The following is a 10,891-nucleotide window of genomic DNA, read 5'->3' on the forward strand; positions in this document are numbered from 1 at the left end:
GTGGGGGGGTTGGGGAGAACAGAAGTTTTTTTCGATCATTACCCGTCAAAATAAATTTGACGAACTACTAATACTAAGTAGGTGAACACAATACAACCAATCTGTGTAAGGAAAAGTAAAATTGCCTAAACTCTCTTCACTCTTGCCTCTTGCCTCTTGCCTTGCCATAACGACGATTTTCAATGCTAACCTACTATGCTATAGGATTTTTACCGATTTAGAATGGTTGGTTTATTTACGTCGTGTTGTCCTAGTATTCTTCATTAAGCTGTAACTACGACTTTTTCTCCTTTTAGCATCCGCGAAGCTGCTTCTAAAAGTGCTTCTTCTAAATAGGGTTTAGTAAAGTAGCCACTAGCACCAAGTTGTAGTGCCATTTGTCTATGTTTATCTGCACCACGAGAGGTAAGCATGGCGATAGGTAAGTTGCCAAAAGAACCATCTTTCTGCATTCGAGACAGCAATTCTAATCCATCACAACGAGGCATTTCAATGTCACAGAAAACGATATCGCAATATAAACCGGAACGAAGTTTATCCCATGCCTCTTGCCCATCACGGGCTTGTTCTACCCGATAACCAGCTTTGCTAAAGGTAAGAGATAGAAGTTCTCGAACTGTGATGGAGTCATCAACGATTAATACTGTTGTTTCTACTTTGTCAGCGGAGATGGTGTTTACTGATGGTGAATTTGTTTGCTGCCAATTGCCACCGATATTTTTAGACATCTTGCCTTGGAAGATGTCGATGATTTCTAGTACGTCAGCAATGGGCATGATCATACCGTCACCAAGAACTGTAGCACCAGCTACGCCACTTGGTTTAGGTGCTGGTCCTTCAAATTGCTTAATTACAATTTCTTGTTCACTGAGGACTTGATCAACTTGTAAAGCGATCATTGTATTGCCTGAACGGATAACGATGACAGAAATCATGTCATCATTTTTTTTAGTCCCATAGATGTTGCCACGACTAAGTTGACGGTTAAAAACTAAGATATCTTTTAAAGGCTTGAAGGGTAGAATAATCTCTCTCCAGACGATAAATGATTCTCCGTCAGCATCTTGCTGAATGTTTTTGCTGGGAATATTTAGGGTATCTTCCACACCATCCATTGGAAAAGCGATTCTGGTGCGATCGCAGATGCAGAATAGGGCTTTACAAATACTTAGGGTTACGGGTAGACGAATGGTAAAGGTCGTTCCTTGACCTAGTGTAGAGTCAGTACCAACAGTACCGCGAATTTCGCTGATATCGTTGTGGACGACGTTCATGCCCACACCCCTACCTTTGATATCGTCTACTTCATCGGCGGTACTAAAGCTGGGGAGGAATAAAAGTTCGTAAGTGTCAATCCGAGACATGGTTTTTGCCTGTTCGGGGGTGAGGATACCTTTTTTAACGGCTTTGTTTTTAACTTTTTGATGATCAATACCTGCACCGTCATCACTGACAGAAATAATCGTTTGGTTTCCTTGTTGTAGGGCGCGAATATTAATGATACCTACGGGTGATTTACCTGCGGCTTCCCGAACTTTTGGGGTTTCAATGCCGTGAGAGATCGCATTATTGACCATATGAGTCAATGGATCTGTGAGACGATCCAAAATCATCTTGTCAACTAAGGTATCCACTCCTTCTGTGACTAATTCTACTTGTTTGCCATATCTAATGGCATTATCCCGCACCCCTCGCCGTAACCGATCAACAGCTTGGCTAAATGGAACCATTCGGGCTTTTGTCAATCCTTCTTGTAGTTGACTAGTTGCTTGGCGTAACTGTCTTGCTACCTGTTCTGTTTCTTCGGTAACAAAGTCAATATCACTGGCTGACTCCCGGACTCGCACGATGAACTCAATCATTTCTTGCGCCAGGATATGGAAGGGCGTAAACCGATCCATTTCAATTTCGCTAAACCCGCGATTATGGGAATTGCCTGATGGTGGTCGATCATGTTCTCGAGAACGGCGACTGGATAGGAGAGAGGCTTCTAAGAGCGATCGCTCGTAGTATTCCTGCATCCTCACTCCCACATCTGATAGATGCTGTACCTGAACCAAAAGACTATCTAGAGACTGTCGCAGACGCTCATGATCCTGCTCTAATGTATTACGATTTACCACCAACTCCCCGACTAAGTTACTCATATCATCCAGTTGCTTAACTGGAATTTTCATACTTTCTTCTCTTATCATTCGTCGAGTTGTCGGACGGGGGATGGGAATTTTGCTAGTAGAAGTTTTTCCTGATGGGGCAGACGAACCAGATATTGTTTTATCAGCCTGTTCTAATAAATCCTCTAATTCACTAAATTCATCTTCTAATCCCAAGGAAGAAAAAGTATTTTGAGAGTTTGTGACTACAGGTTGAACAATTACTGGTGTCTGTCCAATAATTATCTGTGCTTCTTTGTCTCCCACCTCATCCAACAATGCTTCTAATGCTGCTAAATCTTCCCCTGAGATAGATTCTGACTCCTGATTAGTAAAGTCTCCTAATGCTGTGGATAAAAGTGCTTCTATCGCCGTAAAATCATCTATTGAAGATGCTTCTACTATATCTTCTACAGGTTCATCCAATAATGCTTCTATTGCCGCAAAATCATCTATTGAAGATGATTGTAATGGATTTTCTAACTCTAATTCTGAGTAAGTTTCATCCACTACGGCACTATCTGTAGTTATTGCTGTTAGCAAAATTGAGTCTAATTCTAAGTCGAAATCTGCAAAATTAGAGGTAAAATCTAGATCAGTGCCGGCTTTAGAAGACGTTATTTCCTCTTTAAACAAAATCAAACCGTCATCATTGCCATCTTTAACAGGCTCAAAAATTTCTTGATCTGCTGTTACTTCTGGAGGTTGAGAAAAACTATTAATTTCTGGTAGAAATAATTCTCTAGATTGGGAAACATTGTTAGAGTTGACATCTATAAAATCACCAAATAAATTATCTATGGCTTGCGCCCCAGTATCGCTATCTGATGTGAAGAATAAATCAAAATATTCTTCTTGGGAAGTTGGATTAAACCCTTTTTTATCTAGATGATTATTTGTCGTTAATTGCTGATATTTTGTGCCAATTTCAACAGATGCACTAAATAAACTCTCCTCTAGTTCTTTAGCTATATCTTGACTAATTACAGAGGTGTTTTCTGAGTCACTTATGCCTAGATCATCCCAGAAGTTATCTGGATCATCTACTGAATTAGCAAGATTAGTTGTTATTTCTGGTGGACTGAATAAATCATCAATTTCATTGACTAGTGGTGGCTGGGGTTTTACCGCTGTAAATAAATTATCTAAAGATAAACTTTCTGGTGCCGATGGTTTTATTTTTGATGTTTTTACATTGGTAGGAATAACTTCTACTGGAAAATTGGTATCTGTATTTGCCGATAAAAAGGAATTATCAAAATTGATTTGAGGTTCTGTAGCTATTTCTGCTATCGCAGTATTTTCTGATTCAGTTGTTTCATCTGTAAATATTAATTCATCATCGGCTATGAAGGTCAATAATTCTTCTAAATTATTACTACTATTTGTCTCATTTTCAGAATTAGGCTGCCGTGATTGTCTAGAAATTGAGATTAATTCTAGCAACACATCATCTGATGGAAATTGCAAATCTGTATGATTTGACAACAGATTACTAGATTCTATCGGTTGATAACTAACTGTTTCCGCTATATCCCCTGATTCTAATAAACTATCATCAAATAAGAGACTTAAATCCTCATGATTATTTGCAGTTATCTTATGTATATTGTCATCTTCAAAGAAGAGTAAATCAGCTAAATTGTGATTATTCTCTTCAACTTCACTGTTGGTAATTGGTAACTGATAGTTGGTGATATCTTCTAATATTTCTTCTTGTTGCCAATTATTTTCTAAATCGGGGGTATCACCTTCAAATAAATCAGCCAGAGTGTTTAACTCAGAGATTCCTATTTCTGGAGAGTTCTCAGTGCTTTCGGACACAGTTGATTGATGATCAAACAAAGCTGGTTCGGTAAATCCATTGATGTTGGGTTCTAAATTTATTTCTTTCGTATCTGTAAATAAAGTTTCCCCAATTTCCGTTTCTGCAAATTCTAATAACTCCAGTTGTGCAAGAGGAAACAGATTTTCTAATTGTTGACTAATAGTAATTTCCCCATCTTTATGTTGGAGAACTAATTCTTGCGCTTGCTTAATTTCAGTAATAATTATTTTGGCTAAAGTTAAATAACTATTATCGGGATTGGATATAGCCAGGGCTGCTGATTCACACAGATTACACCAATTTGATAAATTTAATTCTCTACCAATTTTTACTAATTGATGACAGCATTCTTGTAAATTGTTACGGGAAGTCTCTAGGTTAGTTTTTTTAAACTGTTGCAACATTTCCCGCAGAACTTGTAACACCTGTGCTTGAAACTCTCTCCAATCCTGATTTTGTTTATTTGGTATCCGTGAATTTTGTATCTGTGGGGAAACAGGTGGCTCTATGTGCAACCGGGTAGGAGATGCGCTACTAGGACTTAATACTTGATTATTACCCTGTTTTAGCAGTAGTTCTATATGCTCATTCAGCCATTGCATGACTGGTTCAGTTTTTGACATCAAAGCTTGAGCTTTTTCCTCTGATAACCCAAAGGGATTGCCAAGATTGTCTATCAAGGCTTTTAATGTATCACAGATGTCCAATAGCAAAGACTCTAATCTTTGATCTACTTGAATAGGATGTTCTTTAAGAATTTTGAAACAATCCTCAAGACGGTGGGATGTGTGCTGAATACTACTCAGACCTAACATAGCTGCACCACCTTTGATAGAGTGGGCTGCACGGAAGACTTCATTAATCATTTCTGAATCTTCCAGTGTCCCTTGAAGATTCAGTAGTCCTTGTTCAATAGTGTTTAGGTGTTCTCTGGCTTCTTCGAGAAAGTAACCTAAAATCCGTTGTTGTTGTTCCGGCTGCATAGTTAATTAAATCGGCTTACTACAGGTAAAAGGTGCAAGAAAAGGCGCATGGTAAACAAAAAAGTTAACAGACTAGTACCGCAGGGCAAAAGTCAAAAGTCAAAACGAAGACAGTATAGGCTTTTTAACGATTTAGAATGGTTGGTTTATTTACACCGTGTTGTACTAGGCACAGAGGTAGACATTAATTGTTCCTTTTGCCTTTTGACTTTTGCCTCTTACCTAGATTCGATAGTTTCCACTCGGAAGCGTTCCACGGAGGCAATTAAATCGCGGGATACTCCCACTAAGTGTTGCAAAGCTCCAGAAACTCGCTGTGCTTCTTGAGAGGTTTCTTGCGCCGTTAATTCCACAGATTGCATGACTTGGGCGACAGCACGGGAGGTTTCCGTTTGTTCTACGGTATCACTGGTAATTGATCGTACCAAAATATCAATGTGATCGGCTACCTGGATGATATTATCTAGCGATCGCTTGGCTTCTTCTGCTAATTTAGTCTGATGAATTACCTGTTGTGTCCCTTCCTCCATAGCTGTCATCACTGAGCTAGTTTCACTCTGAATTTGCATCACGATTTGCTCAATTTCTTTTAAAGACTTCGCAGATCGATCAGCCAACTGTCGCACTTCATCAGCGACAATAGCGAATCCTCGACCCGCTTCTCCTGCTCTCGCCGCTTCAATACTGGCATTAAGAGCCAATAAATTAGTTCGAGAAGCAATCTGTGAAACTATGGCAACAATAGAGTTAATTTCCTGGGAAGATTCCGCCAAACGTTTCACTTTGCGAGTAGTTTCTGCCACAGTTTCCCGAATTTCCAAAATCCCTGCCACCGTATTTTCTACCGCTTCGCCCCCTTTCTGAGCAATTTTACTAGCATCACGGGCTACAGTTTCCGCTTCCCTGGCTGCCTCTGCTACCCGTTGAATGGAATATGTCATTACCTGTACAGAATTCAACGTCACAGCCAACTCTTCTGCCTGTCGCAAAGCATCCCCAGATAAAGCTCTCGCAAAGGTTTCTGAATTAGTTGAACCTTGAGTTACATCCCGTGCCGCCACTTTCACCTGTTGGACAATATCCCGCAGGTTTTGAATTGTCAGGTTAAAGGCATCAGCTACCGCTCCCAGTACGTCGGCTGTGACTTCAGCTTGAACCGTCAAATCTCCCCTAGCTGCTCCTTCTACGTCATCCAGAAGGCGAATTACCTGACGTTGAAGGTTTTCCTTTGCTTCTTCCATTTCAATGGCTTTACGTTGCGCCTCATTGGTAGTTGTGAAAATTACCCTAGCCATATCATTAAAGCCAGTAGCCAAGTAGCCTAATTCATCTTGTGAATAAACAGTAGCTTCCACATTCAAATTACCTTGACGCACAGAATCAAACTGAGCTTGTAAGTCCTTCGTAGTCCGGCGAATTTGTTTAAGCGTGAGATTCCCCATAAACCCGGCAGTAGCTGCACCTGTAGCTCCCGCCGCCAAAGCCATTAACAACCCTGTATTTCTCACGGATTCCCGTTGTTGAGCCGGTGAAATGGAAATTGCCAAAGCACTAACCAGAGCTACACCCAACATTGATACCAAACCGACGCTGCCAGCTATCCACCATTGTTTATGGTCTAAGGAAGCATTTTCAAAAGGTCCAAATAGCCCTTGTTCTGAGGTGACAATTGGTTCTGTCCTCGCAACGTCTGATTGGGTAAATATCCGAACTGCTTCTTGAGCGCCTGTAATTGTGAATAGTTCTTCATCACGATGACTGAGATCCTGATAGGTATCCCCTCTTTCATTAGCGAATGAGTTATTCACAAATTGAGATTGGGAATTTCCCTGAGTATCCAGGGATTCTGACAGCATTCGCCTATCATCAAAACTATCATCTTCCGTGAGTTCAAATCCGGGGATATCACCGAGATCATCAAATTCATCAAAGTCGTTGAGAAAATCTATATTGTTCTTGCGAATATTTCCACTAGAGATATTACTTGTATCTTGAGTGGAAACAAAGGTTTCACTCCCCGAATCTACTTCAGCCTCTGACCCAAAAGCCGATTCAAACGCATCTAAATCAAAGCTATCATCATCAAAATTATTTTTTCCTGATGAGGAGTTGAAATTAAACTGCCGTTGTGGTGGCACAGAATCGGTGATAAATGATCCTGATTGCTGATTGAGTTGGGTCTGTGATCTAGGTGCAGATTCCCCAGATATACTATGCAGTAAACTATCTTGGCTACTGAGAGAAAAGTCATCTTCCTGGCTATTTTGCCAATTATTTCCTATATTATTATCGTTGTTGACAGCCTGTTCATTAATCTCCAAATATGTATTTTTTACACTAGTGGTTAAGTCTGGAGAATTATCATCCATCAATTTATCTATATCTTCATCTTCCCCCATGAATAGCTCAGTCTGATTTTCAGAATCATCATCAACCGATAATTTAGTTTCTGCAAAAGGTGAATAGCTCTCCTCACCATTACTCATGACTGAACTGCCATTAGCTAGATTGTTATTAATATCCCCATGATTATGATCGGCAGAAATTCCTTCTTGCCAAAAAGGTGATAATTCTAATTGATCTGATATCGGATTATCCGCGAGATATTCACTAGATAAGCCAAAGGGATTATCAGTTGTGGCAGTATCCAATGAATCGCTATCAAATTCTAGACTATCTGGATCACTAAACGGATTATGTTCTTGAATATCTAGGGGTGATTCGTATTCTTCAAAGGAGTTCATTTCCAGGTTGCTACCATGCCAATTCCCCATAACTCCTGAATCTAAAGATACTTCAGTTGTCCCCTGAGACAGAGATTCATCATCACCAAAGGACTGTGTAAACTCATCTATAGTTGCTAGACAATTATGAACAAGACTAACACTTTCTTGATCATCTGTTAGACGCAATACTATTTGATACTCACTCCTAGCTACATCATATTCTTGCAACATATAGTAGATGTGTCCCTTTAGCAAATGTGCATCAGGGTCATCTGGTGAATTCTGCATCAACTGATTAATCACTATCGCAGCTAATTCATAATCTTGCTGCTCATAGGCTGTTCTAGCTCTATCATAAGTTATGTCTTGAGAATTTATACGTGCTTCCATTTCCTCCCTCCCAATTGAATTCCGACTAATTTCACCCTGCCCACCGCGCACTTCGCAAAATTGCTATTTGATCCAGTAGTCGCAAATATTTTTTTTCTTTTTCTGTATCAAATAACCATTCTCCACGCAGAAACGGAGCCATCGCATCTGGTACGTTATTTTGTGGCATTAGATACTGTACGTCAAGCCAGTCCATCCCACAAATTTCTTCTACCCCTAAGCCTACTATCGTATCCTGATCTTCAATGGCAATGACTGGAATTTCTGAGCAATCCGTGTTTAATGGCGTTGTTTCCCCCAGAAATTGACCCAAATCAGCCACCCAAATCAAGCGCCCCCGTAAGTTTAGCGTACCTAATAGTAAGGGCGATGTGTTAGGAATTGGTGTAATCTGATCAGGACTAAGTTCAATTACTTCCCGAATTCCCGTGGCTTGCAGGGCAAACTCCTGACGTGAGGGCAGATAAAACCGCAAATGCAACTCACCTTCAGGACTTTCTAGTTGTAATTCGGGACGAAATTGATCTTGCCCTGTACCACTTAAAAAATCTGGTTTACTAACCATATTATTTTCATCCTTGTCCTCGCAGGAGTTGTTTAACTGTTCCTACCAATTCAGTTGGTTGGAAAGGTTTTGCTATATAAGCATCTGCCCCTTGTTTCATTCCCCAATAGCGATCAAATTCTTCACCTTTAGAAGAACACATGACAACAGGAACATTTTGGGTTTTAGGATCAGATTTTAATCGTCGGCAGAGTTCATAGCCGTTCATGCGGGGCATGACAATATCCAAAACCACCAAATCGGGAGGTGTGGTTTGAATTGCTTCTAAAGCTTCTGCACCATCGCTGGCATGAGTAACTTTTAAGCCACTAGCTTTCAGTAGGTCTGTAATCATCTCCCTCTGGGCAATACTGTCTTCAACAATGAGAATTGTACTCATAAATGTCTATTTAGCCTCCTGATTTAGATTTCCCGTCGAGGAAAATAATTTGCGGTGATGGCAAAGGTTAACTGTATAAATTAAGTCTATTATTTCTCCACTTTACTTTGTATGGAAGAGAGTTAAACAACTAAATTTTATGCCTGTGATCACATCTTCTACCCTATCTTGTCCTCAATCAACAAGTCTTATCTCCTATTTGCATACTTGGACAATGATCTAAGTTGAGATATTGTTTTACCAGCATGAGTAATTCTTGATCTGTAAAGGGCTTAGTCAGATAATCAGTTGCCCCTACCATGCTGGCACGAACGCGATCAATAAATCCGTCTTTGCTAGTCAGCATAATAATTGGCACAGACCGAAATAATGTGGAGTGCCGTAGCATGGCACAAATCTCGTAACCATCTAATACTGGCATGGCAATATCGCAGAGAATTAGATCTGGCTGGAGTTGAAAGAGGAGACTCAAAGCTTGTAAGGGATGAGTGATGGAAATCACTTCATAACCTTGCAATTTTAGAATAGACTCTATCGTCTCACAAATCACTAATGTATCTTCAATACATACTACCCGCCCTTTATGTTTTTTTGTTTCTAGGTTTTGTTTTTCTTTACTCAGTTTGTATGTGTCTGAATATACTAGTTGTAGCCAACCTTCTTGCACATAAGGATATATAGCTTTTGCTAAAGTTAAAATATCACGGTTGAGATAACGAGCTAGTTGGCGTAGAGAAGTTTTTCCATCAGCCCATTTATGTAATTTTTTGACTGTATCTTCTGGTAAGGAGGCACTTAATTTAGCCATATCGGCTAAAATGGGTAATTGTTCTGTAGATTGAATATGTGGGTATAATTGCTTCCATTCTTGCACTTGTTTGGTGATTTTGGCAACTAATGGAGCAATTTCTAAGGTGGTTAATTGTGGTACTATTGCTGTCCCTAATTCAAAGATGAAACTGCCTTGGTGCAAGCTCAACAGATCAAATAAAGTTTCTTGGACTAAGCCATAAATGATTGTCCGAGCAATTTTCGGAGTGATTATATTTTGCTCCAAAAGCGCCCAAATATAAGCATATTCTGGAGAATTAGTGACTGCTAGAGATGCCAGTTGTTTAGATTCAAGCGGCTGTTCGACTCGGTAATAGCGCAGGTAATCGTCAATCCGCGATAAGCTACTGTCATCTGCTTGGCAATAGACGATTTGACCGTTGAGAAAAAATACAAACCATGATTGTGGTGTATTTTCTCCTCCTTGCCGATTTTTGAAGGTTTCTTCTCCACTGAGTTGGTGACTTGGATATGATGTGCGGGCTTCTACCCATAATTGTCCAGTCCGTTGTCCTAACTCAATTAGTTGGAGAATACTGCAAATATCAATCTCATTTAAGTTTCCCTGCATTTAGCTACAAAGCACTCCTTGATGTTCCAGTGTTATTACTTGAGGGATTTTGAGTAGCTGGTTCATACCTCGCAACAGCACAATGTTTATTTCTATAGATTACACTCAGTCTAAATTAATAAATAAAATTTCTGAGTCTCATAAATTTCTTGATAGGCTTCTCTTACAGCTTACTCTTTGCTTTCTGATTTTGACTGTCCATGATCTCTGAATAATATTAAGTAGTATAAAGTAACAATACTTACTAAAACTAATTGAGGGTGGGTAATGGGTAAGTCCTAAGATCAAATAGGAGTTCTATATGTTCTCATGATGTCTCCCATAGTTCAATGTTGTAATATATCGGTATCCACTCAAATGAGGGACAAAAATTAGGTCAAAAGCCAGACGGCTACGGTGTACACACAAGTTATCGAATCACCATTATTCCTCAAATTACCCCACCCTAACCCTGTCTCTTATACA

At 39.8% G+C, this 10,891-nt stretch carries 5 protein-coding genes; all 5 read right to left on the bottom strand.

Annotated features, from left to right (window positions below):
• Positions 1 to 263 precede the first annotated feature (263 nt).
• Positions 264 to 4,964, bottom strand: a complete 4,701-nt coding sequence (locus IQ228_RS12350; protein WP_193962973.1) for a hybrid sensor histidine kinase/response regulator — start codon at positions 4,962 to 4,964, stop codon at positions 264 to 266.
• 218 nt (positions 4,965 to 5,182) lie between these two features.
• Positions 5,183 to 8,080 carry a methyl-accepting chemotaxis protein gene (locus IQ228_RS12355; RefSeq protein ID WP_193962974.1) on the bottom strand — a complete coding sequence of 966 codons (2,898 nt, stop codon included), beginning with the start codon at positions 8,078 to 8,080 and terminating at the stop codon, positions 5,183 to 5,185.
• A gap of 31 nt (positions 8,081 to 8,111) precedes the next feature.
• Positions 8,112 to 8,645, bottom strand: coding sequence for a chemotaxis protein CheW (locus IQ228_RS12360; RefSeq protein ID WP_027404670.1), 534 nt, complete (start codon positions 8,643 to 8,645; stop codon positions 8,112 to 8,114).
• A gap of 7 nt (positions 8,646 to 8,652) precedes the next feature.
• The gene (locus tag IQ228_RS12365) at positions 8,653 to 9,024 is read right to left on the bottom strand and encodes a response regulator transcription factor (RefSeq protein WP_027404669.1); all 372 of its coding nucleotides are present in this window, start codon (positions 9,022 to 9,024) and stop codon (positions 8,653 to 8,655) included.
• Between the two features lie 178 nt (positions 9,025 to 9,202).
• On the bottom strand, positions 9,203 to 10,426 hold the full coding sequence (locus IQ228_RS12370; protein WP_027404668.1) for a response regulator: 1,224 nt from the start codon (positions 10,424 to 10,426) through the stop codon (positions 9,203 to 9,205).
• Positions 10,427 to 10,891 lie beyond the last annotated feature (465 nt).

The organism is Dolichospermum sp. LEGE 00246, from assembly GCF_015207865.1.
Taxonomy (GTDB): Bacteria; Cyanobacteriota; Cyanobacteriia; order Cyanobacteriales; family Nostocaceae; genus Dolichospermum; species Dolichospermum heterosporum.

Coding starts and splice junctions, on each gene's coding strand:
- IQ228_RS12355 (WP_193962974.1), bottom strand. CDS start 8,080: ATGGAAGCACGTATAAATTCTCAAGACATAACTTATGATAGAGCTAGA.
- IQ228_RS12370 (WP_027404668.1), bottom strand. CDS start 10,426: ATGCAGGGAAACTTAAATGAGATTGATATTTGCAGTATTCTCCAACTA.
- IQ228_RS12350 (WP_193962973.1), bottom strand. CDS start 4,964: ATGCAGCCGGAACAACAACAACGGATTTTAGGTTACTTTCTCGAAGAA.
- IQ228_RS12360 (WP_027404670.1), bottom strand. CDS start 8,645: ATGGTTAGTAAACCAGATTTTTTAAGTGGTACAGGGCAAGATCAATTT.
- IQ228_RS12365 (WP_027404669.1), bottom strand. CDS start 9,024: ATGAGTACAATTCTCATTGTTGAAGACAGTATTGCCCAGAGGGAGATG.